Annotated in this window: 19 protein-coding genes; 4 read left to right on the top strand and 15 right to left on the bottom strand. The window is 58.5% G+C overall.

Going from position 1 to position 23,715, the window contains the following annotated elements; all coding sequences use genetic code 11:
* Positions 1-340 precede the first annotated feature (340 nt).
* The 15 genes from M0G74_RS11155 to M0G74_RS11085 form a co-directional block, all read right to left on the bottom strand.
* Positions 341-1,135, bottom strand: coding sequence for a LuxR C-terminal-related transcriptional regulator (locus tag M0G74_RS11155; RefSeq protein WP_248216866.1), 795 nt, complete (start codon positions 1,133-1,135; stop codon positions 341-343).
* 274 nt (positions 1,136-1,409) lie between these two features.
* A complete protein-coding gene (locus tag M0G74_RS11150) occupies positions 1,410-2,207 on the bottom strand; it encodes a LuxR C-terminal-related transcriptional regulator (protein WP_248216864.1) in 798 nt (265 codons plus the stop codon).
* Between the two features lie 318 nt (positions 2,208-2,525).
* A complete protein-coding gene (locus tag M0G74_RS11145; protein WP_248216863.1) occupies positions 2,526-3,542 on the bottom strand; it encodes an AgmX/PglI C-terminal domain-containing protein in 1,017 nt (338 codons plus the stop codon).
* A gap of 16 nt (positions 3,543-3,558) precedes the next feature.
* The gene (locus tag M0G74_RS11140) at positions 3,559-4,080 is read right to left on the bottom strand and encodes a biopolymer transporter ExbD (protein ID WP_160152081.1); all 522 of its coding nucleotides are present in this window, start codon (positions 4,078-4,080) and stop codon (positions 3,559-3,561) included.
* The gene (locus tag M0G74_RS11135; protein ID WP_248216861.1) at positions 4,077-4,616 is read right to left on the bottom strand and encodes a biopolymer transporter ExbD; all 540 of its coding nucleotides are present in this window, start codon (positions 4,614-4,616) and stop codon (positions 4,077-4,079) included. Before M0G74_RS11135 ends, M0G74_RS11140 begins: the two co-directional genes overlap by 4 nt.
* 62 nt (positions 4,617-4,678) lie before the next feature.
* Positions 4,679-5,365, bottom strand: a complete 687-nt coding sequence (locus M0G74_RS11130) for a MotA/TolQ/ExbB proton channel family protein (RefSeq protein ID WP_248216857.1) — start codon at positions 5,363-5,365, stop codon at positions 4,679-4,681.
* 74 nt (positions 5,366-5,439) lie between these two features.
* Positions 5,440-5,709, bottom strand: a complete 270-nt coding sequence (locus M0G74_RS11125; protein WP_248216856.1) for a hypothetical protein — start codon at positions 5,707-5,709, stop codon at positions 5,440-5,442.
* A gap of 3 nt (positions 5,710-5,712) precedes the next feature.
* Entirely contained in the window at positions 5,713-6,366 is a 654-nt protein-coding gene (locus tag M0G74_RS11120; protein ID WP_248216854.1) for a tetratricopeptide repeat protein, read from the bottom strand.
* A complete protein-coding gene (locus tag M0G74_RS11115; RefSeq protein WP_248216851.1) occupies positions 6,353-9,304 on the bottom strand; it encodes a tetratricopeptide repeat protein in 2,952 nt (983 codons plus the stop codon). Before M0G74_RS11115 ends, M0G74_RS11120 begins: the two co-directional genes overlap by 14 nt.
* On the bottom strand, positions 9,301-11,499 hold the full coding sequence (locus M0G74_RS11110; RefSeq protein ID WP_248216849.1) for a hypothetical protein: 2,199 nt from the start codon (positions 11,497-11,499) through the stop codon (positions 9,301-9,303). The genes M0G74_RS11115 and M0G74_RS11110 overlap by 4 nt, the downstream gene beginning before the upstream one ends.
* Positions 11,471-12,013 carry an AraC family transcriptional regulator gene (locus M0G74_RS11105; RefSeq protein WP_248216847.1) on the bottom strand — a complete coding sequence of 181 codons (543 nt, stop codon included), beginning with the start codon at positions 12,011-12,013 and terminating at the stop codon, positions 11,471-11,473. The genes M0G74_RS11110 and M0G74_RS11105 overlap by 29 nt, the downstream gene beginning before the upstream one ends.
* Positions 12,014-12,104: 91 nt before the next feature.
* Positions 12,105-13,154 (bottom strand): FAD:protein FMN transferase, encoded by a 1,050-nt coding sequence (locus tag M0G74_RS11100; RefSeq protein WP_248216846.1) that lies wholly within the window; start codon positions 13,152-13,154, stop codon positions 12,105-12,107.
* A 41-nt stretch (positions 13,155-13,195) separates the two neighbouring features.
* A complete protein-coding gene (locus tag M0G74_RS11095) occupies positions 13,196-14,767 on the bottom strand; it encodes a general secretion pathway protein GspF (protein ID WP_160152089.1) in 1,572 nt (523 codons plus the stop codon).
* Between the two features lie 32 nt (positions 14,768-14,799).
* Positions 14,800-17,373, bottom strand: a complete 2,574-nt coding sequence (locus M0G74_RS11090) for a LamG domain-containing protein (RefSeq protein WP_248216843.1) — start codon at positions 17,371-17,373, stop codon at positions 14,800-14,802.
* 4 nt (positions 17,374-17,377) lie between these two features.
* Positions 17,378-18,613, bottom strand: a complete 1,236-nt coding sequence (locus tag M0G74_RS11085; protein WP_248216842.1) for a hypothetical protein — start codon at positions 18,611-18,613, stop codon at positions 17,378-17,380.
* 298 nt (positions 18,614-18,911) lie between these two features.
* On the opposite strand from M0G74_RS11085, the gene M0G74_RS11080 reads away from it, so the two are divergent.
* Genes M0G74_RS11080 through M0G74_RS11065 form a run of 4 tightly spaced genes read left to right on the top strand, consistent with a single transcriptional unit; the run spans position 18,912 to position 23,668 of the window.
* Positions 18,912-21,617 (top strand): hypothetical protein, encoded by a 2,706-nt coding sequence (locus M0G74_RS11080; protein ID WP_248216840.1) that lies wholly within the window; start codon positions 18,912-18,914, stop codon positions 21,615-21,617.
* Positions 21,618-21,620: 3 nt separating this feature from the next.
* Positions 21,621-22,511 (top strand): SH3 domain-containing protein, encoded by an 891-nt coding sequence (locus M0G74_RS11075; RefSeq protein WP_248216838.1) that lies wholly within the window; start codon positions 21,621-21,623, stop codon positions 22,509-22,511.
* Positions 22,481-23,137, top strand: coding sequence for an outer membrane beta-barrel domain-containing protein (locus M0G74_RS11070; protein ID WP_248216836.1), 657 nt, complete (start codon positions 22,481-22,483; stop codon positions 23,135-23,137). Before M0G74_RS11075 ends, M0G74_RS11070 begins: the two co-directional genes overlap by 31 nt.
* Before the next feature lie 45 nt (positions 23,138-23,182).
* Positions 23,183-23,668, top strand: a complete 486-nt coding sequence (locus M0G74_RS11065; RefSeq protein WP_160152093.1) for a TlpA disulfide reductase family protein — start codon at positions 23,183-23,185, stop codon at positions 23,666-23,668.
* Positions 23,669-23,715 lie beyond the last annotated feature (47 nt).

Raw genomic sequence — 23,715 nt, 5'->3', positions numbered from 1 at the left:
TTTTGAAAGGAGCGATCAGCCCGGGATAACCGGCCTGAACGGGATATAAAGACCCGAAACGATATACAAAATAAAAAAGCTCTGTAGCAAGCGATCCCGGCTTACTCAGAGCCAGCCTTGCGGCTAATACCAACTCACAGGATGAGAATATGTTGGTGAGCGCGGTGTCCTTTCCAAACCGGTCAAACAATAAATATCTGAAACCGGTGTGCTCAGGAGTTAGGATGCGCTCACTCCGCCGCTCAGGCAATAGCCCTTTCGAATCATCTTGAAAAAAGGGTGATGCAGTTCGCGACCAAATTTACCGCGGTGGTTCTGCAGTGGCTACTAGTGGCTACTATCAGATCAATCCTTCACTGATACATTTCGACATCAGCTGTCCGGTAGTCTTGCAGTCGGCTTTCTGCAAAATATTTTTCCGGTGATTTTTTACCGTGTTGGTCGATATGTTCAGCGCGTCCGCGATGACAGCGCTGGTCTTACCTTCTGCCAGCAGCGCGATTACATCCATTTCCCGTGCGGTAAACGGCGGCGGTGACGCCAAGATGCTCTGCTTGTCCGCAAACACATCAATATTTAAAAAGCTCTCTCCACCCAGCATGTTTAACAGCGATAACTTGTAATTACTTTTTTTGGTCAGGTGGGTGATGTCGGTGTGGATACCCAGAACCCGGGCCACGCCAAATTCGTCGTCGGTATCCAGAATCAGTGCCTGGTGGTTGAACAGCCGGTAGCTGCCATCGGCCACACGAAGACGCCCGCTATAGGAAATCTTGTAATTTTTGGCCCGATCCATACCGATCTGGTTTCTGAGGATGTAAAGCGCGGTTTCTTCGGCACTAGAAGCGAACGGCAGGTCGTCCGGGTGCCCTCTTTCGATGATCGACTGAATAGTGGTGGCCTGGGGGTCAAGCCCGAGAATGGTTTCTACCGAGGGGCTCACCAGCATTGGCTCGCCGAGCCTGAAAAAATCCAGGACGTAGTAGTAACAGGCACCGGTACTGAACACAGAGGCAATAAACTGGTCCAGCTTTTGCCGTTGCTGTGCGACTTCCCGGGAGGCAAAAAAACTTGGAACATTACACCAGGCGCGGTGAATCAGACTCTGTTCCGGTTGCAGATCCATCGTTTCCATGGTCACTGCCCGCTTCGTTTTATTGTTGGTCTGCCTGTGACTTTGGCAAAGCTGCCTTATGCGTCAAAAATCTTGATGCGTAGCACAGATTTGAGGTGATAGTTATAGCAAAAAAGGACTATTTGGCACAGATAACTTTAAATTCGGCATGCGGTATTTGTGGGCGACTCGAAGTTTGTGAGTCATAAAAAGGTATTTTTGTCAGCTGGTTCACGAATGGCAGGATGGAGTACAGGTGAGCGCGGAATCAGTCATTCTGAAACTTATGGGCGCATCACAGTAAACCGTCCAGCATGCCGCTACTTAACAGCTGGCTCATATTCTGGCAGTCGCTCTTTTTTAAGATCCGCTTGCGATGATTCTTGATGGTGTATTCCGAGAGCGTCAGGCGAAGACCGATTTCCGCACTGGTCAGTCCCTTGGCGATCAGGCGAATCACCGAAATTTCCCGCTCGCTGAATTTGGGGTTGTTGGACTGTGCCGATGAATGCGGGCCTTCCACATCAATATTGAGATAGGAGGGTTGGCCATTCATTCCGATCAATGACAACTGGTAATTATTTTCGCTGACCAGATGTGAAATATCCGTATGTATATTTAGCGCCTTGCTGATTGCACCCTGGTTGTCGGTTGAGAGAACGACAGCTTGATGGCTGAACAGGCGGTACTGTCCACTTTTGACGCGAAAGCGAAAACAGTAGGAGATCTTGTAGTCCTTCACCTTGTCGATGCCAATTTCATCCTGAAACATCCGGATTGCGGCTTCCTCCGCGCGAGCGACAAACGGCATGTCATCCGGGTGCACCTGGTTGAGGATATCCTGGAAGGTGACGGTCTCCGGATCCAGGTCATGGATTTCCGCAACCTTGGGGCTGATATGTACCAGACTCAGGTCATACAGGTCGAATATATAGTGATAGCCCGGGCCATTGCGGAACATGGCTCCCATCAACTCGTCCGCCCGGAACTCTGAGGGCTCTGACTTTGCGTTGGCAAAGGATTCTTTGCGCTGATCCCAGACATCGGTCAACAAGTTGGTTTGTGGTTTGTTGTCGAGAATTTCCCTGGTCACCAGTACAGATCCCTTGATATCGCCCCAAGCACCCTGACGCGACTGGATTAACCGATGTGTCGCCTGAGGTGTGCGTTTTTTGTGATCGTCGTCACTTTGTTTGTGAGACTTTTGTACCAGAACAGCGGAAGGATACGCAAACAGAATCTGTTAAGCGCGAAGAAATTGCTCTAACTGCTAGAGGAAAGACAGGTAAGTCCGGGGCCGTGGGACCCCCGGCGGGCTCGGCAGGAGTACTACCGCTACCGGGTGTCGGTGTTGACTAGCAGGCGTCAGCGGGCGCTGACGCCTTGAAGGAGCGCGAGAGACGCTGCTCTCTCACGAGGGCAGGAAGTCGATGGAGTAATTCAGGGTCGATTTCTCCACATTGGCCGCACCGAAGTTGATCAGGCGGATCCGCGCCAGCAGCTTGCGCTCCAGGTCCTCGTCGCCAAGCTCACTGCTCACCAGGCTAACACCGGAGATGGTGCCGTTGGCCTCGATCACCAGTTTTACCGTCACCTTGCCGGCCAGGGTGGGATCCCGGCGCAGGGCGCGGTTGTAAATGGCAAAAATGGCCCCCTTGTTGGCCTCCATAATCTGGCGAATGGATTCTTCACCGCGGGTGCCCCGCTCGCGGCGCGCCTCTTTGCCGCTGGATTTTGCCGCGGCTGTGGCCTCGGCCACTTGCACCTTAGTCGTCTCGCGACCGGAAAGAGCGGAACCGCCGGTATTGCGGCTCAGCTGCCCGGTGTTGATACCGCCGCTGGAGGCCTTGGATTTGTCACTGATCAGCGAGCGATCGATCTTCTGTGCGGTAGCGGCGCCACTGGCCAGGCTGTTGGCATTGGCCACCTCGGATACATCGAGGCTATCGCGCATATCCATCAGCTCGTCCTGCAGCTGCATCAGGCCGCTGTTGGCGGCCTTCTCCCGCGCCTTGGCCACTTCCGCGGCGGGTGCCTTTTCCGTCAGGGGTTTGGGCTTGACGGTTTTTATCGGCTCCGGTTTTGGTTTTTCGATCGGCTTGGGCTTTTCCTGTTTGACCTCTTTGGGTTTTTCTTTTTTCTTTTCAACCGGTTTTGGCTTGGGTGTTTCTACTGGCTTTGGCAGTTCTTTTTTCTCCAGGATCACCCGTGCCAGTTGCGGCGGTAGCTGCTCTTTTTGTTCCCGGGTAAGTTCCGCTGCCGGAATAAACGTAAACAGGGCCCCAACCACTACAAAGGCGGCGAAGCCCACCTTGAGGAATTTTCGAAAGCGCTGGTCCTCTTCTTCCGTCGAGGCCCAGGGCAGTGTGGAGTTGTAATAGTGCCAGGGCATCAGTGCCGGTCTGCCGGCGGTGGCTGCATGACTCATCGTATACGGCCTCCGCTCAGCTGCCGGCCGCAGGTGCGGCGGGATCCTGGGCTGCGGTTTGGGTTACCGCGAGGTCGATATCCCGGTAGTCCGCCGCAGCGCAGGTGTTCATGATCTGTTTCAGCAGTGCGTAGGGCACTTCTTCATCCCCCAGAATGGTGATGGGGCGGCCGACCGCTTGCTTGTCTTCCGGCAAGGGCTCCGCGCGGCTGGCGAGGTATTTCAACTCGTCCAGCAGCGGTTTGATCTGTTCGTGGCTCTGGGGGATTTCGCCCACCCTGGCGACCACGCGGTTGCCCACCATCAACTGGTCACCGTTCACTCGTACCACCGTAGTGGTTTCCGGTTTTTGTGTGGAAGTGGATTCCGGCAGGGTGATGGTTTTGTCTGCCTGTAATACTTCTACGTCCGAGGAGTTCACCAGCAGGAAGAACACCAGAATGGTGAAAATATCCATCAGTGAAACCAGGTTGAGCTTGGTCTGCTTGTGCCTGCGCTGCTTGCGTCCTTTCAGCTTGCCGCCGATCGTCGCTTTCATATGCCGTTGCCTGCTCGCTGTTCTTGTTGCGCCTGCCCACCCTGAAGCGGGGCATCGCCGAGGGAAATCTGCGGGAACAATTCCGCATCTACCACCGAGGCCGCCACTACCGTGCGGAAGGAGCGCGCGGTATCCATGGCGCTCACCAGAGTGCGGTAAGGGGTGCCCGGCTCAGAGAGAATAACCAGGTCTTTTTTGTCGATATCCTGTTCCCGCAGGCTGCGCTTTACTTCCTGCAATACATCCGACACCAGCTTGAAATCCGGCTTGCCGTCCCGGTGCTGAATTCGTTTCACGCGAATCCCCGCCGGATAATTGATGTCGATGTGGCTGGCGCGCAGCACCAATTCCAGTTGCCGGTTTTCTTTTTCTTCCTGGGTACTGGCGTCACTCAATCCGGGCAGATTCAGGTTCAGCACGGAAATATGGGAAAACACCATATTCAGAAGTAGTACCGGCACCAGTACGGTCATCAGGCTCATAAATGAGGTGATGTCCAGATCCGGATCGGTTTCCAGCCTGCGTCGGATAGCCATGGCTCTCTCTTGTTCGATTTCTTAACGATTGCGGTGTCGCGTTGAAGACGCGCGGTTCACGCTCAGGCCGGGGTGCCGGCTTTGACCGCGGGGCGAGCGGTCGCATCCGCTTTCTGACCGCGAGTCAGGGTAATCAGGTTAAGAAACTTCACGCCGGCCATTTCCAGGCTGTCGATGATTTCATTGGTTTTGTTCTGCAGCATGGAGTACGCCAGCAGCAGCGGGATCGCGGAAATCAGGCCGAAGGCGGTGGTGTTCATGGCCACGGAAATACTGGAAGACAGCATGCTGGCTTTTTCTGATGGATCCGCATTGGCCACGGCGGTAAACGCGGCGATCAGGCCGATGATGGTACCGAGCAGGCCCAGCAGGGTGGCGATGTTGGCGAGGGTGGCCAGGTAGTTGGTGCGCTTTTCCAGGCGCGGTACGGCTTCGAGAATGCTTTCTTCGATGGCCATTGCGATGTTTTCATCCTTGCGCGCGTGCTGCGCGGTGGAAATGCCAGCAGCCACCAGTTGGCCCATAGGGGCCTTTTCGTTCTGGGAAAATTTTAGGGCGGCAGCAAAGTTGCGTTGCTGCATCATTGGCAGTATCTGGCCATAGGCGCGACGGTTGGCGATTTTGGCCCGCGACAGGAATACCCAGCGCTCCACCACCAGCACTATGCCGATAACCAGGACCAGGGCAATGGGATACATAAAGGCGCCGCCGTTCTGGAAGAATCGCAGCAGTGTGTTGATGAATTCCATGGTCAAATCTCCGGGACTTAAAGATTTTGTGATTTTAAAATTTGATGATTCGTGATTTATTCGTGAATCTTCTCTTATTCACTTTTTTCGGGCTGCAAAAGCTTTATTTCCCTCTGCAATTCCGAGTATTCCTGATGTTGGAAGCTGTGGTTTATTGCATTGGGCAAGGTGCTTTCAATTTTCTCGAGGCTGTTGGCCTGTTTCCAGGGAATGATGTAAAGCACCTTGGGCTGTTCCTGACTGCCGATAATGGTGGATTCCAGGGTGATCACTTCACCGCCTTCCTCCTGGGCACTGGCAAAAAAGGACAGCGGGAACAGTAACACTGCTAACCATTGTTTCATCGATTACAGCCTCCGCTCCAGATCCACAATCCAGCCTGCAAGTACCCGGTCTTCTTCGGTTTCCAATGCCTTGGCTTCGCGGTAGTGCTGCAAAGCGCGTTCCGGTTGGTGCAGGTACAGGTCAAACAGAATGCCCAGATTGCGGTGACCTGTTGCAAAGTCCGGCCAGCGCGCCAGGGCGCTTTCATACGCAGTGCGCGCCTCGTCAAATCGACCCTGGTCTCGCAGTAAAACGCCGAGTGAGTTCCAGGCAAACACATTATTTTCATTGGCGGCGACTGCCTGCTTGAGGCTTGTTTCCGCCTGTTCCGGCTGTTTCAGCTTCAGTTGTACCTTAGCCAGGTTCAACCAGGTACCGGAAAGTGCCGGCCATTGTGCCACAAGCTGTTGCAGTTCCGTCTCCGCCGCGGTGTATTGCTGGGCTTCGAAATACTGTCGTGCGCGCAACAGCGCCTGTTGCGCGGCATCCGGCACGCTCGCTTTTTCCGCTAAATAGGGGTTTGGGGAAAGGATCCGTTGGCCGCTTTCATCCACAGCTGCTGCGGGTATGTCGGATACCTGCGGGGTTTCCGGATTGCTGGCACAGGCGGCGAGCAATACCGAGAGTGCGGCGACCAGTCCGAGGTGTTTGAGGTTTTTCATATCAGTATGCAGCATCGCTCCACTCCACAGTGGATTCCGGTTTGCGGTAGCGCGCTGGCAGCAGGCTTTCCAGGGAGGAGAAGCTGTTCTTCACCCAGTCGTCGTAGACACCGTCGGCGGTGCGTTTGACATTGGCTTCGTGCAGCTCGATGGCTTTTTCCTCAAACGGGTAGGCCTGTTCTTCCAGCAGGATTTCGTACTGTTCCAGTTCCAGTGGGCTGAGCCCGTTGGGGCGCTGGGAGTCCATCAGTGCACGGCTCAGCTGGCGGTAGACTTCCGCGAGGCGGAAGTTGGCTGCGGTAGTGAATTCGGCAATCCCAAAGGCCAGTATCTTTTTGTGGTCGGCCACGGTGGCTTCCATCGCCTGTTTTTTGTTTTTCAGGCTTTGCTTCAGTGGCAGGGTCAGCGCCAGGCGCTGGAAGCGGGCGTAACTCTGTCCGGCCAGCTCGGTCTGGGCAAAGGCGGCCAGATAGCGGCCGCGGGGCTCGGAAACCTTGTTGCCCGCGAGGCTTTGCAGCCACAGGTTGCGCTCGTGCTGGTTACCGGCGTTTTCATACAGGGATACCAGTTTGCGCTGGGCTTCCAGGTTCTGTACCGCGGGTGCCTGCCACTGGCGCGCATACTGGCGATAGGCCTCGATGGCTTTTGCCGGGTTGTTGGATTGCTCGAACTGTTCTGCGGCCAGGTACAGGGAGTCGCGGCGCACCGCCGGGTCGCTATCGCCATTGGCCAGTGCCATCAACTCTTCTGCCGCTGCCCCCGGCATTTCCAGACCCTGGTATATGGCGACCGCCTTGGCGGCGAGGGACGGAGTGAGTTTGTGGTCGGGGTAATACTGGCGGAAATCCGCCAGCTCGGTGCGCGCCTGCGGCCAGCGCTGCAAGCGCACCAGCTGGGTGATGGCATCGTACTGGGCAGTGGCCGCGATGCTGGAGCGACCGCTCTCGCGCACCCGCAGCAGCAGCGCTATGGCGTCTTCCGTGGGCGCGACAAATTCCATGTCGCTGGTGGTCAGGTGCACCTGCCGCAGAATGATTTCGGCCTGTTTGTAGATGGACGACTGCAGGCGATCGCGGGTATTGAGGTATTCCGGGTCGGTGGACGCCATACCTGCGAGCAGCTGGGTATAGGCATTTTCCGCCGCGGAGAAATTGTCGATTTCGAAGTAACTGTGCCCCAGCAGCATCATGATGGTGCGGCGCTGTTTGGCATCGGGGGGCGGCTGCCAGGCCGCCGCCTTTTCGGTAGCGGCAATGGTTTCGGCGTGGCGGTACTGTTCAAACAGGTTGTGTGCCGCATCCAGCTGAACCGCCAGCGCGCGGCGGTCCGTGGGCCAGCTGTCGGCGAAACGCAGGCTGGTTTCGGTTTTGCGATCCAACCACAGGGTGGCCTGTTCCGGGTTCTTTTCCTGCTGGTGCATTTTCCCGGCCATCAGGATGGCCGCGTATCCCGCCTCAGTGGCCTGGGCACTGGCTGCGCCGGTTACCGGCAGATCCCAGGCGACACGGGTATAAGCGTCAAAGGCGCGGGCATAGTGCCCAGCCTCGTTGAAACACTCTGCCATCAGGAAGGTAAGCTGAGGTGTTTTTTCGTCGTCGGGGAAGGTCTGGGTAAATTCGCCGTACAGATCGGCCGCGGTGAGGAAAGCGGCCCGGGATTCCTGCTGGGCTTTGGCAATCACCTTGACGTCGTTGCGCGAGCGATTTTTTCGTCCGCTGCGCTCGGTAGCCGCCTCTTTCGCCAGCGCCTGGCCGCGGGCGTGATCGAAGCGCGCCAGTTCTTCCAGCCAGGGTTTGAGTTGCGTGCGCAAACTGTCGCGCAGGCTGTCGTCAGCATTCTGCCAGTAAAGGCTGCGAATACCGTAGCGTGTGACAAAATCTCTCTTTGCCGGCAGCACTTCGCTGGGGAAGTTGCCCTGCTGCAGGATTTCTACCGCGCGCACGTGCATGGCCGGGGCCTGGCGGTGTTGTGGATTGCGTTCGACATAGGTCAGGAACGTCTGGGCGCCGTCGCGATAGCGTTCACTTTCTGCGTACCAGTCCCCCAGTGCACGATACAACTGGTGCTGGTAGCTGCGGCCGGTGGATGCGCCGGTAGGCGACTGGGGATTGAAAGACTCGATGACCTCGGCACCGCCGAGATAGTTGAAGCCCAGCGCCAGCACGCGCAGGGTATCGTCCGCCAGCCGGCGCTCACCTTTTTCCAGTTGATCGAAGGTGCGCTTTTCCGGCTGCTGTTCTGCCAGTAGCTCATCCATCAGCACCAGGAAGGTGTCACTTGCCTCGCGGTAGCGCGCGTCCTTGAAACGGCTCCAGCCCAGCATGTAACGGGCATTCTGTGCAAAGGGGGTGTCACCCTCGGCGAGTACCGCGGCGAAATCGCGCTCCGCTGCGCGGTATTTTTTCTGGCCGAACGCTGCCTCGCCGCGGCGGAACAGGGCCTCGGCAATAAATGGCGATTCCGGCGCGGTGTCGACAATGTTTTCCAGTGCCGCCAGAGAACCGCTGCTATTGCCGTCGAGGGCGCGGGCGCGGGCCAACCGGTAAGCGAGATAATCGTCGTCGGCCGAGGTCTGCAGCAGCGCCTCATAGTGGCGCACCGCTTCGGTGTAGGCCACGGCCATTTCCGGGTTGTCTTCCTGCAGCTGCTCGGTGCGCTCCATTTCCAGATCCGCGAGGCGCAGCTGAATCTGGCGGCGGGTTTTCGGATCGCTGTTGGCGGCGAGGGCGCGTTCATAGCTTGCGATCAGCGCCGGTAATTCGATCGCTGGCATCTGCACGTCTGGCTCCACCGGCGGCAGGCTGGCGGCAGGCAGGTCGGCGAGGGTGGTGCCCGGGTCGAACTGACTGGCGCAACCGCTGATCAGGGCGCCGGTGCAAATGGCCAGGGCCAGTAATTTTTTGCGTGCGCTTACAAGTTGCGGTGGCTGGCGACGGGAAAAAACGGGCTTCACAACTCCGCCTCTGAGTCATTGGTCGGGTTTGCCGGCTGTTCGAGCGTACCGTGACCTGTTTGCGGGTTTTCTGCCGGCTTCTTCTCTACGGACATCTCGTCTGTCGGTATTTCATCTGCAGGAACCTGATCTGCGGGTGCGGGTGCGGGTGCGAGTGCGGGTGCTGGAGAAGGGGACGGTGCGTTGTAGAGTCCCTGCATGCTGGCATCCTGCATCCGCGCAATCGCCAGGCGGGTGTGGGCCATATACTGCTGCACGCGCTGCTTGGCACTGGTGAGTGCCTCGACCAGGTCGCGGCGGATCTGTCTTTCAATCAATCTGGTTGCACGATCGACGGCACGCTGTTGTTCCGCAAGGCGCAGGCCCGCGTCATCCACGCTACCGGCAAGCAAATTCAGCTGTGGCGCTTCTGCAGAAATTCTTGCCACCTTGCGCTGTCGCCGTGCGGCTTCTGTGAGTTCCTGTTCCAGCGCCGTGACGGCTTTGCGCAGCTGCCACAGGTTTGCATGGTACTGATCCGCCGCCTGCCATTGCAGAATGCCGCGGGCACGCGCCAGGGTCTGCTGTTGGTACTTGCTGGTTTTGTCGGCGGCACTGAGCCGCTGGTAGCGGGCCTCGGCTGCGCGCACCATTTCCAGATATTCCGCGGTTTCACCACCGGCGCTGGCGAGCATCGCAAGGCCGTCTTCATCGGCCTCGATACGCTGCAGGGACTGCTGCAATTTTGCCAGCTGCTGCTCGGCAATCTGCACCTGCTGGTCGTACTGCGCGCTGTCGTGTTGCTGAATAATGGCGATGCGGCGCTGCTCGCGCTCGTCAATCAGGTTGTGAAATTCCGGCAGCCGCTGTTGCCAGCGGGTCAGCACTCGGGTGAGCTGCTGCAGGTCGCGCAATTCCGACAGCTGCAATTGCAGGCGGTCGCTTTGCATCATCTGCAACAGGTAGCGCTGGTTGTCGCGGATCAGTGCCGGCGTCTCCGCATCCTCCAGCCAGCCGTAGCGCTGCAGGTTCAGGGTGCTTTGGTCTTGCGGCGGGGGAAACGGCAGCTCTGCAGAGGCCTGCTGAAGGGCATCGAGATCCTGCAGTGCTTGCTGGTATTGCTGTTCGGCGTGCTGGTAGGACTGTAGCGCCAGCTTCGGGCGCTTCAGTTCTTCGTAGCTGTAGGGCAGTGCCAGTAGCGCTTCCTGTACCTGGGGCGACAGGGGGTTCTGCTGGATCAGGTACCCCAGTGCATCAACGGCCTGCTGATACGAACCACTGTTGACCGATGCCCAGCCGAGACCGAGCAGGGCGTCGGCGGACCAGGGCGTATCGAGGCGGACGCTGCGAAACTCCGCCGCCGCCGCCAGGTAGTCATTGTTCAATGCGAGTGCGTAACCGGCACCAATGCGGGCCTTGTCGCGCAGGATATGCAGCTCGTCGTCGGCGTCAGGATTCTGTTCCACCAGCGCGGCGGCGCGGCGGTATTCCTCGGCCGCTGCGGGTAGCTGGTGTTGTCGCGCATAGGCCGCTGCCAGGTTGCTGTGGCCGAGCACCTGTTCCGCCAGTGGTAGATCTGACATCGCCAGCAGCTGCTGCGCCTGCGCGAGATCACCGCTGCGGATGGCGAGGTTCAAAGTGAGGCTGGACTGGTGAATAGCGCCCGACTTCTGCAGCTGTAGCGCTGCGGTGTCCCAGTTCTGGTGGCGATAGTTGAGTGTTGCCAGTTTCAGCCAGGCGATTTCCCGAAAGCGCACAATACGCTGCTGGTTATCTTCGTCGGCCGCTTTCTGCAATTGCTGTTCAAACAGTTTGGCAGCCTGGCGCTCGAGGCCGAAGGCGAGACTGATGCCGCCGCGAATCAGGTCCGCATTGTCGGCGTGATGGGCAATGCCGCCACGGAGGTCAGACACCATCAGGGTGCTCAGGGCATCAAAGGTATTGCCCTGAAAATAGTGATACAGCGCGGCGCCATAACGCATGTCCTGCGCCTGCTGGAATTTCTGACCCGGTTGCATCTGTTGCGATGCCTGGTCCTGTTGCCTGACCTGTGCCAGCGACTGTGCATTGTCGCTGGCCCACAGAGAGGCGCTGGCACAAAACGTGGCCAGGGCAATGGGCAGGGTAATGGACAGGGCGAGGGCGCTTGGCTTCAACACGGCAGCAATCTGCATGGTGGCCGGCCGCTCAGGGCGCTGGCCACTGCACCACTTCAAACTCCGGCTGCTGTTTGCCACTGGAGTCGGAAATGCGCAGCTCGATTACCGCGGGTTCGTCGGTTTTTTTCAGTGTGAGTGCCGCGGCACGCTTGAATGCGCGCTGCTCGGGACCGGTACCGGTGAACAAAGCGGTAATCGTATGTTCACCGGATTTGAGGTTGCCCTTGAACAGCGGCTGGATGCCGCCGCGGACCAGGGCTTTTTTCTGGTGCTCGGTGTAGAGGTGTGTTTCTACCAGCTTGTTGTCGATGTGCAGCTTCACGGTGTCCAGGTCGAAAAAGTGGCCCACATCCATGGAGACATAAACGGCTACCTGGCTCTGGGCCGGAAACAGCAGGTCTTCTTCCAGTACCAGCAGATCGCGGTTCAGTTTGAGAACGTCCTGCTTCAGGTCTTCCAGATCCTTACCGGGAAAGTCATCGCTCTGCGCTGATACAGTTGCGGCCGCTGAAACGGCGGCCAGGGCCAACAGGGAGCGGAATGATTTCAAAAGGCGGCGCAGGGAAAGCATGGAAAAGCCTGAATGTTAATAGTTTTAAAGTACAAAATATGCCCCATGATTATGTCAGGGCTCCGCGTTTCCGGTGTGATCCAGTTGGCAATTAGGGTTGCAGCCCGCTACTGAAAAACATCCGGTGGTTGGCGTCAATGACGATGGCTTCAAAGCCGCGCATCTCTTCAATCAATGCCAGTCCTTTTTTCTTGCCGAGTACGAAGACACTGGTGGACAGTGGATCGGTATCGAAGCCCTGCGGGCCTATGACGCTGACACTGATCAGCTTGTCTTCGTCGGATTGTTCACCGCTGGCATCGGTATCCGCGGGCTTGCCGGTGGCCGGGTTGAAAATGTGGTGTACCCGGTGTGCGTCGTCATCGATAAAAAAGCGCTCGTAATCCCCGGAGGTGGAAATGGCGGTGTTTTCCAGCGGTATCACCGCCGCATTTTTACTTTTGTCCCGCGGGTGGCGAATGCCGATCAGCCAGGGTTTACCGCGTTTGTCGCCCAGCAGGCGGGCGTCGCCACCGGCGCTGACGCTGGCATTTTCAACCCCGTAGTGTTGCAGGATGGCGACAGCGCGATCCACCGAATAACCTTTGGCGATACCGCCGAGGTCTATTTTGGTGCGTTTGTCGCTGACTTCGAGAATGCGGTATTGCCGATCCAGTTTAAGGTGCCGGTAATCGACCGCGGGCAGCAGGGAGTCTGTAGTTTGCTGGTCCGCCTTTTCGCCTTTGCGGAAGTCGTACAGGCTGCCGAGGGTGGCATAGGTGATGTCAAAGGCACCGCCGGTTTTTTCACTGTAAAACAGCGACTTCTGGATGATCTCCTGCATTTCCTGGGAAATGGCTACCCTGCTTTCGCCCTCAGAGACAATGCGATTGAGCTCCGACAGCTCGCTGGTTTTTTTGTAGGGGGAAAAGTGATTGTCGATGCGGCGAAATTCGTCCATTACGGCGCGATTGATTTCCGTCGCCTTATCCGCGTCTTCCATCCAGAACTGCAGGTGCACCTCGGTGCCCATAATGGCCTGCTTGTCGTAGTGCCAGTGGTCGGAGCCGGTTTCCTGTTTCGGTTCCGCCTGTGCCAGGCCTGCGCTGAGCAGGCCGAGGAGAGGCAGTACAAAAGGCAAAAAAGGGCGAGCGAGGTACATCGTTAGATCTTTTATTGCTGTGCTTGTTGCTGGAGCGGTGGTTACTGGATCGGAGCAAAAGCCGTGAGACTGTCCATCAGGCTTGCATTACCCAATCCGTGGTTGGGGAACAGGCTGGCAAAATTCCCCTGCTCACCGTGTAGCGCCATGTAATTCAGCACTACCGTCTGTACCAACTGGTTGACGTTGTTGGCCGCCGGGCTGCCTGCGGTTTCCACATCACCGGATGCGCGCATGTAACCCAGTTGCTGGTGGCGGGCCTGCTGGTCCGCAGTGCCACCCAGCAGTGCCGGACGACCCGCGGGATTGTAAACCAGGAAGTAGGAGGCGGCGGTCTGCTGGTTGTCGCCGGTCCAGACGCCCTTGCCGCGACCATTGATGGAATCATCCACCATGCCGTTGCTGAAAACGGAGCCGTCGCTGAACACGTACACCATCAGCGGTTGGCCCACTTTGGCGGCGTACTCCAGACAGGCGCCAATACAGCGGCCCGCGCGCAGATCGCGCAGCTCGCCGGTGGCGCGGTCGCCGGTGTGGTAGTCATAGCCACCCATGGTAATGGTGCCGGCACCGGCGTAACCGTTGACCACCAGCTTCATGGTAGAAGCGGCTTTCTGGAACTCACGATCGTTGAGAAATTCTTCGGTGGAGAAAATACCGGAGGCCCCGACAATGTCCGGATCCAGCGCCGGATCCAGCGCGCTGGGGTTGCCGAAACGGTCGGCAAGGTCCGCGCTTTTCATATAGCCGCACTTCACCAGATCTTTGATCACCGCATCGTTGCTGACCCGGGTGTTGACCTTGCCGAGCTTGGCGCTGGAGATGCGGTACATGGATTCCATTACCGCAACGGTATCTTCTTGGCTCAGCAGTCCCACCAGGTCACCCACATCGACCAAGCCGGTTACATCGGACGGACGATCGATTTTGGTGGGGCGCACTTCCGGGTTGATCAGGTCCATAGGGGCCATGGAGTTGCCACCGGATTCGCTGGTCTGGGAGCCGATCAGCGCCAGCAGTGAGCCGTTGGCGCCGGCGCGGTTGATGCCGTACATGGGGTTGTGCGGGTTGTTGCCGGTGTCATTTTCCGAGCGCGCGGGAATCACCGCACCGTTGATGGAGGCGGCGGTGCCGGCGGCGACTTTCTCCAAGATACCGCGCAGCATCTGGCTGTCGCTGTGGAAGGCGAGACCGAGGTCGGTGTTGACGAAGGAATTGCCGGCGGCATCGGTCAGTGACGGCAGCATGTCCCCGGGCAGTCCCTGTTTGTTGTAACCGGCGGTGCTGAGAAAGTCGAGCTGTCCGCCCTGCTTGCCCACGAGCACATTGGAGCCAGCGATGTTGGCGCCGCCCGCGAGGTCGAAGCAGATAAACGGAATTTTTCCGGCACCGTTTTTACTCACGCCACAGAGTGCGCGCATGGCTTCCAGGTCCGATGACAATTCGGCCCGCGCCAACTGGGGGTTGGCAAACAGGCTGAAGACAGAGCCACCGAGAACGGTGGCCATACCGGCGCGGAAACCCTGGCCGAGGAAGTCCCGTCGGCTCACCGGGCGGTGGTGGTCCGGGTGGCGCAGCGGCTGATCCAGTTCGAAATGTTTTTTCTTGCTCATGTTCTATTTCCCCGGTGCGGTAGCGCCGGTTATCAGTGAATCAGAATCATCGCGCTGCCCATGGCAGCCGCACAGGTGGCTTTCACGGTGGTCGCGGTGCGGGCGGCATCGCAAGCAGTGCCGCTACTGCAGGTCGTCATGATGTTGATCAGTTCATCCAGTTCCGCACGCACCGCGTTCTCATCCGGCGCCGTGGCCAGTTGTGCGGTGTGGCCGCCAACTGCCGCAGGCCAGGCAATCGGACGCCCGAGCAGTTTTTCCAGCAGCGGATCGATGATCTGCGCGCGTTTGGCGTCAGTGTCAAACGCACTGCTGGCGGCGGCGGAGAAATCAAAACCGGGGAAGTAGCTGGCGCGGGCGCTGGTGTCGTCCACCAGGGTGCTGCAGTACTTCACCGCCAGCTGGGTAATACCCATCTGCTGTGCGGCGAGGAAGCCGCGCACGTCCGCTTCGACAGGCAGTTGCTGTTTCACCTTTTCCCAGGTCTCGACAACGGCGCTATTGGCACTGGAGATGCCGGTGGCCGCAGACAGCGCTGCGTGAATCTGTTCAAAACGGCGGATGCCGATGCGCGGTTGCGGGGCGAGGTCTGCCGGCGCAGCCGGTGCCGCGGGGGTGGCTTCGATGCGCACAAATTCCTCGTTACCCAGGCGTTCAAAGGTCAGGAAGAACTCGTCGGAAGTGGGACCTTTTTCCAGGGTGATGATGGTGCCGAGCGGGGACAGTTTCTGGCCGCTCGCCGGATTGTAATCGGTGGCCGTCACGGTGGTGTCGAGATTTGCCCAGGCCTGGCCGACCACGGCCTCGCGGCCGTTGATGCCGATACGCATGCCCTGGATCACCACACCGTCGGGAGTTACGCCGTCTTCCAGGGTGATGAACTTGGGTTCGCTGAACAGGTAGCCGTGGTTGTCGTACTGCTGCACTTCGAACATGACGTAACCCTGGGGTACGTCGGTCTGCTCTTCCACTTTGAACAGCAGCATGTATTTCTCGCCGACACCGGCTTCAAAGTTGGTGAGGATATCGTCCTGGTTCAGGGCGCGGGAGTGGATCGCCAGCAGGCGGATGGAGCCCTGCCAGGCAAAATCGTTGGAGGCTTCGGAGCCCAGCACCAGCGCGAAGGTGTCGTCCCAGGTGGAGAGCAGGCCGGGGGCGACCGGATCCGCGTCGCCGGTGAATTCGCCGTTGACGTAGAGGCGGCGGCCGTTGATCGGATCGAAGGTGGCGACCACATGCTGCAGGGTGGCCTGGGCCCGCTCGGCCATGTCTTCGGTGATCAGCGCTGGCATGCCGTTGGCGTCGGTGCTGGCATCGTTGCGGTTCTGGAAGGTGTAGTTGTACATCGCCTGGCCGAGGGTGAAGTTGCGGATATCATTGCCACCGGAGTAGCTCACGATCCGCGCAGGACCTTCCTGCACCACATTGGCCGGGGCCACCCAGGCTTCAATGGTGTATTCACCGGTGCCGCTCAGGGTATCGAACAGACGTTTGCTGGTGGCGGTGGCGCCCTGGGCCTTGCCGCCGTTCAGCTGAATGCCCCAGGAACCGAGCCACTCCACATCGCCAGAGAGATTAAGATTGATCGCCGGGTTAACCCCGGAGGTGTCGTAAGCCACGGTGCCGCTGCCGGATTTGAACTCGTACAGCGCGATGGCATTGTTCTCGATACGGCCGCCGCCACTGGCGACGATGCCATCGGTGAGGTAGAGCGCTTTACTGATCACCCAGTTGGGGTCCACTTCGGTGACCGCGATACCGTCGACGAAATTCTTGATGGCCGCGGCCATGGTATCGGCGTTCTCGCTGCAGTTGCTCCAGCAGTTGTGAAAGTCGGTACCGAGACGGACCACGAGCCGGGATTTTTCCGGGCTGTCCAGGTCCATACGCGCCTTGGCGGCCTCGTAGGCCTGGTCGATGTCGGCGCTGGCGATATACGGCTGCTGTGCGGTGCCGGCATCCTCGCTGTGACAACCGGAGCAGTACTCTTCCAGCAATGGGTAGACGGTCGTTGCAAAATTGGCACTGGACGCGGGGAAGCTTTTGCTCGCACCTACATCGCGTTCGGTCGGCGCGGTCAGGGTAATACTGCTGGCCACGGAGCCGGCAGCGGACGCCCACTCCTCAATGTAATTGGTAATGATTTCCGCACAGGCATCGGGGCTGGCGAGCCAGCAGTTGTGGCCGCTGGCCACCTTGGTGACCAGGCGGGAATCTTCCGGGCTGCCGAGATTGACCAGCTCGCGACCTTCGCCGTGGGCCAGGTTGACATCGTCGCCGCGCACAAAGCGCGGGCTCTGGTTACCCTCGATATGGCAGCTGCCACAGCGGTTTTCCGCTGCCAGGTTGTCCCAGATATAGCGTTTGTAATTCTGCACATCTTCGCTTTCCGGTGCCGGGCCGGAATAGCTGGTGTCGCCGCTGTCGGGATTGGTATTGGGCAACTCTTCCGTGGCCTGGCCACTGCCGCCGGAGCAGGCGACCAGCAGCGCTGATGCAAACACGCAGGAGAGTAACGCGGTTTTACGCAGCGCGGCCTTACGCAATTGCGGGCGTCCGAACAGGGTGCTGAAGCTGAGCTGGAATTGTGCGGTATCGTTGTACATTTTCTTATTCTCCCGCGCAGTAAACCGCAGTGTCCGCATACACCTGCTTCAGTTTGTAACCGTTGCCGGTAAAGTTGCTGGTGATGTTTTCGATCTGGTCGCGGTCCGCTTGATCTTCCGGTGCACGCAGGCACACCTGTTCAAAGACTTTGGTTACCTGGCACTGGGCGAAGGCCTGGCTGTTGGCCAGTTCCTGTCCCATGGACTTGGCACCATTGCCGGAGCCGGGCAGCGTTTCACTCCAGCCCAGGTGCATGTTGGGTCCCTGCCGCCAGTAGTTGTCCCATTTGTCGTCGGGAATCACAAATCCATAGGGGAAAGTGGCGCTGTTGATGTGGTTTTTGGCCTGTACGCGTGTGCCAGTTGCGGGGTCGGTATCGCCGCTGCGGTTGTAATCGATCTGGCCGTTTTCCCCGGTGGGGTCATTTTCCACATCGTAAGCGAAGTTGTAGTAGGCAAAGGCCTGGGCCATGGGGTCCATGCCGCTGTGGCAGCCGATACAGTTGTTCTGGAATACCCGGCTATCGCCACCGGGGCTGCGGCTCACATCCTGGCGGATGCGATCCGGCGGTCTTGAAGTGTCGTGCACCTGTTCCAGGTCCCGGCACAGGTGATTCATCAGGGTAAAGCGGAACATGGCGCGGTTGGTGCCCGCATAGAAAAACGCCTTGGCGCCGCCGCGGGTGGTCATCACCCCGGCGGTGGCCTCGCTGGGCAGGCCGGTTACGGAGGATTGGGGCTGGCGTTGGAGAGCGCTCTGTAGCGGATAGCCGCTGTTTTCCAAGGCTTCGTAGTGGTTGTTATTGCTGTTGCTGTAGGCGGGCAGGTTAAGCCCGGAGGCGCCGGTGCCGGTATAGAGGATGTCGCCGGAGAGAATCTCGCGGAAGTCGACATCGTCGCGCACCACGCCGATGACGGTTGCGGTGTAGTCGTTCAGCGGCGCGAAGTTGTCACCGTCGCGGTTGGTCCAGGGCGTAACGAGGTTTTTCAGGGTGACGTTATAGAAGGCATCGTTGTCCATCGCCAGATGCGCCGCCACCTCGGCATTGCCATTGGCAATTTCTTCGGCCATGGCGGTGAGTACGTCCACGCTCGGCTTGACCCCGGTGAGACGACTGTGGATTTGCGCTGCCTGTTCTTCCGCTCCCGCCAGGGCCGGGTTGGCACTGATGGCGGCAAGGGTGCCAAGGCAGGCGGTCGCCGCGCATAGCAGGCGCGCAGCGGGCGATTTTATTTTCATGGTAATGATCGCTTTGGTGTTGTGCTTGGAGCGCAGCGTTTAATTGACTTTTGTAACAGTCAGGCAATTGGCAACGGATACTAAAGAATGCACAAGGATTCACCAGCGGTAAAAATTTAAAGCGTGTGCTGGTTGGCAAAAACCATGTGCATCGCTTGAGACTAAGGCGGTCAATCGCGAGAATCAGGCGCAATTATTCTGTGTAAATATGGCAGACGTAAGTCCAGTTATAGCGCCGTAAACAAGGTGAGTGTTCACTACGGAAAAGCTGGTTGGAGACTTGGACGAGGGTACCTATTTGAATCTTTTTTATACGCAGCTGCGGACGCTTGGCGGACTGTCTGCGCTATGGACGCTTGCGCTGCTGTCGGGCTGTTCCGGTGGCAGTGGTGAGGGCTCCAGTCTCGGCGGCGGTGATCAGGCGCAGGATCCGGTGGTGGTGGATTACCCGGTAGCCTATGTGCGCCGCACGCTGAACCGGGACGAAGACGACCTGCTGATGGGCGACAGTATCTACGCGCCCTCTTCGTTTAATCCCGGCGCTGAACTGGTGCTGCGCGATCGCGCCACCGCCAGCGCCGATCAGCGGGTATTGACGGAAAATCTGTTCGTCAGCGACGAAGAGGCGGGAATTATTTTCGAGGGCGGTTACGACGTTAAAGACCTGACGGTATCCGCCGATGGCAGCACCATGGCATTCGCCATGCGCGCCCCGGATATCGAAGGGCTGGATGACGATGAACAGCCCAGCTGGAATATCTGGCTGTACGATTTTGCCGCCGCGGAATTGAAGCGGGCCATCCAGTCTGACCTGATTGCCGAGGAAGGGGATGATATCGCCCCGGCATTTTTGCCCGACGGTCGCATCGTTTTTACCTCTACTCGCCAGCGCCGCTCCCGTGCGTTACTGCTCGATGACAACAAGCCACAGTTTTCTGCCCTGGCGGAAAACCTGGATGAGCCTGCCTTCGTACTGCATGTGATGGAAGCGGATGGCAGCGATATTCGACAGATCTCCTACAACCAGAGCCACGATCTTTCCCCAACGGTTCTGTTTAATGGCCGCATCCTGTTCAATCGCTGGGATAATATGGGCGGTGTCGATCGCCTGAGCCTGTATACCGTCAAACCCGATGGCACCGACCTGCAGTTCCATTACGGGTATCACAGCCAGGCCACCGGCCTCAGTGCCAATCCGCAAAGTGACCCGGTTGTGGCCACCTTCAGCAAACCCCAGCAGATGCCGGATGGTCGCATTCTCGTCACCCTGCGCTCCCCGGAGGGGATTACCTACGGCGGCGATATGGTGGTCATCGATGCCGACAATTTCACCGAGGCCTACAGTGAGCCGGAGCAGGAGGGCGTGCTGCAGGGGCAGGAGTCTCTGTCGGTATTACAGGTCATCACCGACGGTAGTCTCTCTCCCCACGGACTGTTTGCCAATGCTTGGGCCTTTCACGATGGCACCAGCCGATTACTGGTCAGCTGGAGCGAGTGTCGGGTCATCGACCCGGAAACCGAGCTGCCGCAACCCTGTACCGAAGAGTGGCTGGCCACGCCGGATATCGTACCCGCGGATCCCCTTTATGGCCTGTGGATCTATGACTATTTCGAGGGTACCCAGCGGCCTATCATCCAGCCCGTTGAAGGCCAGATGATTTCCGAAGCAGTCACCGCCGATACCCGCCCAGTGGCCGAATTCATTCCCGAGCCTATCCCCGGTATTGATATCGACCGCGACCTGGTGGACGAGGGAATGGCGATTCTGGATATTCGCAGCGTTTACGATTTTGACGGCGAGCCCGCGCTGGATATCGCTGCGGTGGCGGATCCGCTGCAGACGTCTGCCGCCGAGCGCCCGGCGCGTTTCCTGAGGGTAGTGAAAGCGGTGGGGGTTCCCGATCGCGACACCCTGGATTTCGACCGCAGTGCCTTCGGCCGCAACCGCAGCCAGCTGATGCGCGAGATCATCGGTTACACCCCGATTCAGCCGGACGGTTCGGTGCGGGTCAAAGTACCGGCGGATGTGCCGCTGGCGATTTCGGTGGTGGATGCCAATGGCCGGCGCATTGTCGGTCGTCACAATAACTGGCTGCAATTCCGCGCCGGTGAAATCAGGCAGTGCCAGGGCTGCCACAGCCGCGACAGCGAAGTGCCCCACGGGCGTGACGATAAGCAGCCGGAAGCAGCCTGGGCCGGTGCGCCCACTAGCGAGGCGCCCTTCGCCAACACCGAGCCCGCACTGAATGCACAGATGGGCGAGACGATGGCGCAACTGATGGCGCGGGTGGCCGGACACCTGATACTGGAAGGAGATTTGAAATTCAGTGACCTGTGGACGGATTCCGCGCTGCGGGCAAAAGACCCCAGCAGCGAGCTGTTGATGAGCGAGTTGCTGACGCCGGCGCCGACCAGCGTCGCCTGCCAGAGCGCCTGGAGCGTGGATTGCCGCACGGTTATCCACTACCCCACCCACATCCAGCCCATCTGGGATCTGCCGCGGGAGATTACCGATGATATGGGCACGGTGCTGGAAGACCGTACCTGCACCGGTTGCCATAGCAACCGCGATGCTGCCGGCATGGCCCAGGTACCCCCGGGGCAGCTGGACCTGCGCAGTGACCAGTCCGGCGTAAACACCAATTACAGTACCTCCTACGTGGAGTTGATCTTCGACAACCCCATTCAAGAGTTGCGCGACGGCGCGGTACAGAATGTGCTGGTGCAGGATACCGACGACAACGGCAACCTGTTGTTTGAAACCGATGAGAATGGCGAGTTGATTCTGGATGCCGATGGCAACCCGATTCCTGTTATGGTTACCGTCGACATTCAGCGGATCATGGATACCAATGGCGCGAATGCCAGTCGCTTCTTCGAGGTATTTGAAGCGGGTGGTTTCCACGCCGGTGAACTGTCCGCTGCGGAATTGCGTTTGATTTCAGAGTGGCTGGATATCGGTGCGCAGTATTACAACAATCCCTTTGAAGCACCGGTCAACTGAGTCATGAATTGGCAGCCCGGAAAATATTCCTTCCGAATTCTCTCAACGACATCCTTGCGGCTGGCGGCATTGGTCGCCGGCTTGATGTCTGTCGGTCCGCTCCAGGCCAGCGAGAGTCACGCGGATGGGCGAGACGTGCAGCTGCAGGAAGATAGCGCGGCGGTTATTGATAGCTTCTCCGCACAGCAGTTCGGCGGGCGTCAGCCGGAAGGTCTTGCCAGCGACGCCGAGCAGGTGATCGTCGGCGCTGTATTCCTGAATCTTTATACCGGCCCCGGGCGCGGTTACGTGATCGATCACGTGGTGGAATACGGTGAGCCCCTGTGGCTGCTGAAACGCCGCACCGATTGGGTCAAGGTCATGACCCGCAGCGGTAAAACCGGCTGGGCAAAAATCTCCGAACTGGATGAAGTGTTTACCCCGGAGGGCGAGCAGCTGGTGGTGCCCACCCCGGGGATCGACGACTACCGTGAACAGGGGCTCCGTCTCAGTTTTTCCTATGGGGATTTTGCCGGTGCCAACTCCCTGGGGGTGTCGCTGGGGTATCGCTTTACCGCGAATCTTTCGGCGGAATTGCGCGCGGCGCAGACCATCGGTGCCTACTCCGATAGCCAGACCTATCAGGTGGCTGTATTGCACAAGCCCTTCCCCCAGTGGCGGTTTTCGCCCTATTTTCTGCTGGGCACCGGTATCAACACCACTTCCCCCAATGCCACCATCGTCGCCACCGAAGACCGCCAGGACACCACCATGCTGACCGGTGTCGGTGTTACCGCTTATCTTTCCCGTCGCTTTGCCTTGCGTGTGGAAGCTGCCAATCACTACCTGCTTACCTCGCGGGAAAACAATCAGGAGATAGTCGAATGGAAATTGGGATTCGACGTATTTATGTAACATTTGCCGGCTTGTTGCTGGCGGCGTCCTGTGCCAGTGGCGCCCTGGCTCAGGGAGATGAAGCAATCGACGAGATTATCTCGCCGGATCTGGAGCGGCGGGAAATTCGCGAAGCGAAAATCGATACCGAAGACTTCGAGTTCACCGTTTATGCAGGCGGTATCATCAGTGTCGAGGATTTCGGCAGCAGTCGCCTGATCGGCGGCAGCCTGGCCTACCATATCAACGAAGATTTTTTTATGGAGGCGGGCTACGGCCAAACCAAGCTGGGGGAAACCAGTTACGAAAAACTGAGCGGCTCGGCCCCTCTGCTGACCGACGAAGAGCGCGAGCTTTCCATGTATAACCTGTCCCTGGCCTGGAACTTTATGCCCGGAGAGATTTTCATTTTCGACAAGTGGGCACTGAACAGTAACCTCTACCTGATCGGCGGCATTGGCAATACCAGTTTCGCTGATGAAGAGCACTTCACCTACAACGTAGGTGCCGGCGTGCGCGTGCTGGCCCAGGACTGGCTGGCCCTGCGCCTGGATGTGCGCGATCACATTCTCGAGCACGAGATTTTTGGCGAGCCACTGCGAACCAATAACCTCTCAACCCAGTTGGGCTTTTCGATCTATTTCTGAATTTGATTTCTATACGACTTATAAAAGAAAAAATGGAGTAACCCGATGCGTAACCTGATTGCCGCCCTCTGCACCAGTGCTGCCCTTCTCGCGGGCGCGCCGGCGCTGGCCAGCGCCCCCGCCAGCGACTTCACCCTGGCTTCCCTCAACGACGGCAACCTGAAGCTCAGCGAACAGCGCGGCGAAGTGATCATGCTGAACTTCTGGGCATCCTGGTGTGGACCCTGCCGCGAGGAAATGCCGCTACTGAGTGATCTGCACGCGCGCTACGAGCCGGTGGGTTTTCAGGTGTGGGGTGTGAATGTGGATGCCAACCGCGAAGATGCCCAGGCCATGCTGAAAAAAATCCCGGTGGAATTTCCGGTGCTGTTTGATGCCGAGAGCGATGTCAGCAAGCTCTTTGGCGTTGAAGCCATGCCTACCTCCGTGTTTATCGACCGCGACGGCAAGGTGCGCTACGTGCACAAGGGCTACCGCAGTGGCGATGAGGCCGAGTACAAAAAAATCATCAAGGAACTGATCCGGGAATAATCCATGGCCAAGCGCTTCCTTATCTGCCTGTCTTTACCCTTGTTCGC

This window comes from Microbulbifer sp. CAU 1566 (assembly GCF_023156515.1).
Classification (GTDB): Bacteria; Pseudomonadota; Gammaproteobacteria; order Pseudomonadales; family Cellvibrionaceae; genus Microbulbifer.
The sequence above is the reverse complement of the archived record's forward strand: the minus strand, read 5'-3'. Positions and strand labels throughout refer to the sequence as shown.

What these genes read in the sequence shown, in the direction of transcription:
- M0G74_RS11145 (WP_248216863.1), bottom strand. Translation starts at nt 3,542, where the DNA reads ATGAGTCATGCAGCCACCGCCGGCAGACCGGCACTGATGCCCTGGCAC.
- M0G74_RS11070 (WP_248216836.1), top strand. Translation starts at nt 22,481, where the DNA reads ATGGAAATTGGGATTCGACGTATTTATGTAACATTTGCCGGCTTGTTG.
- M0G74_RS11135 (WP_248216861.1), bottom strand. Translation starts at nt 4,616, where the DNA reads ATGGCTATCCGACGCAGGCTGGAAACCGATCCGGATCTGGACATCACC.
- M0G74_RS11100 (WP_248216846.1), bottom strand. Translation starts at nt 13,154, where the DNA reads ATGTACCTCGCTCGCCCTTTTTTGCCTTTTGTACTGCCTCTCCTCGGC.
- M0G74_RS11065 (WP_160152093.1), top strand. Translation starts at nt 23,183, where the DNA reads ATGCGTAACCTGATTGCCGCCCTCTGCACCAGTGCTGCCCTTCTCGCG.
- M0G74_RS11140 (WP_160152081.1), bottom strand. Translation starts at nt 4,080, where the DNA reads ATGAAAGCGACGATCGGCGGCAAGCTGAAAGGACGCAAGCAGCGCAGG.
- M0G74_RS11095 (WP_160152089.1), bottom strand. Translation starts at nt 14,767, where the DNA reads ATGAGCAAGAAAAAACATTTCGAACTGGATCAGCCGCTGCGCCACCCG.
- M0G74_RS11090 (WP_248216843.1), bottom strand. Translation starts at nt 17,373, where the DNA reads ATGTACAACGATACCGCACAATTCCAGCTCAGCTTCAGCACCCTGTTC.
- M0G74_RS11125 (WP_248216856.1), bottom strand. Translation starts at nt 5,709, where the DNA reads ATGAAACAATGGTTAGCAGTGTTACTGTTCCCGCTGTCCTTTTTTGCC.
- M0G74_RS11085 (WP_248216842.1), bottom strand. Translation starts at nt 18,613, where the DNA reads ATGAAAATAAAATCGCCCGCTGCGCGCCTGCTATGCGCGGCGACCGCC.
- M0G74_RS11105 (WP_248216847.1), bottom strand. Translation starts at nt 12,013, where the DNA reads ATGCTTTCCCTGCGCCGCCTTTTGAAATCATTCCGCTCCCTGTTGGCC.
- M0G74_RS11130 (WP_248216857.1), bottom strand. Translation starts at nt 5,365, where the DNA reads ATGGAATTCATCAACACACTGCTGCGATTCTTCCAGAACGGCGGCGCC.
- M0G74_RS11120 (WP_248216854.1), bottom strand. Translation starts at nt 6,366, where the DNA reads ATGCTGCATACTGATATGAAAAACCTCAAACACCTCGGACTGGTCGCC.
- M0G74_RS11155 (WP_248216866.1), bottom strand. Translation starts at nt 1,135, where the DNA reads ATGGAAACGATGGATCTGCAACCGGAACAGAGTCTGATTCACCGCGCC.
- M0G74_RS11075 (WP_248216838.1), top strand. Translation starts at nt 21,621, where the DNA reads ATGAATTGGCAGCCCGGAAAATATTCCTTCCGAATTCTCTCAACGACA.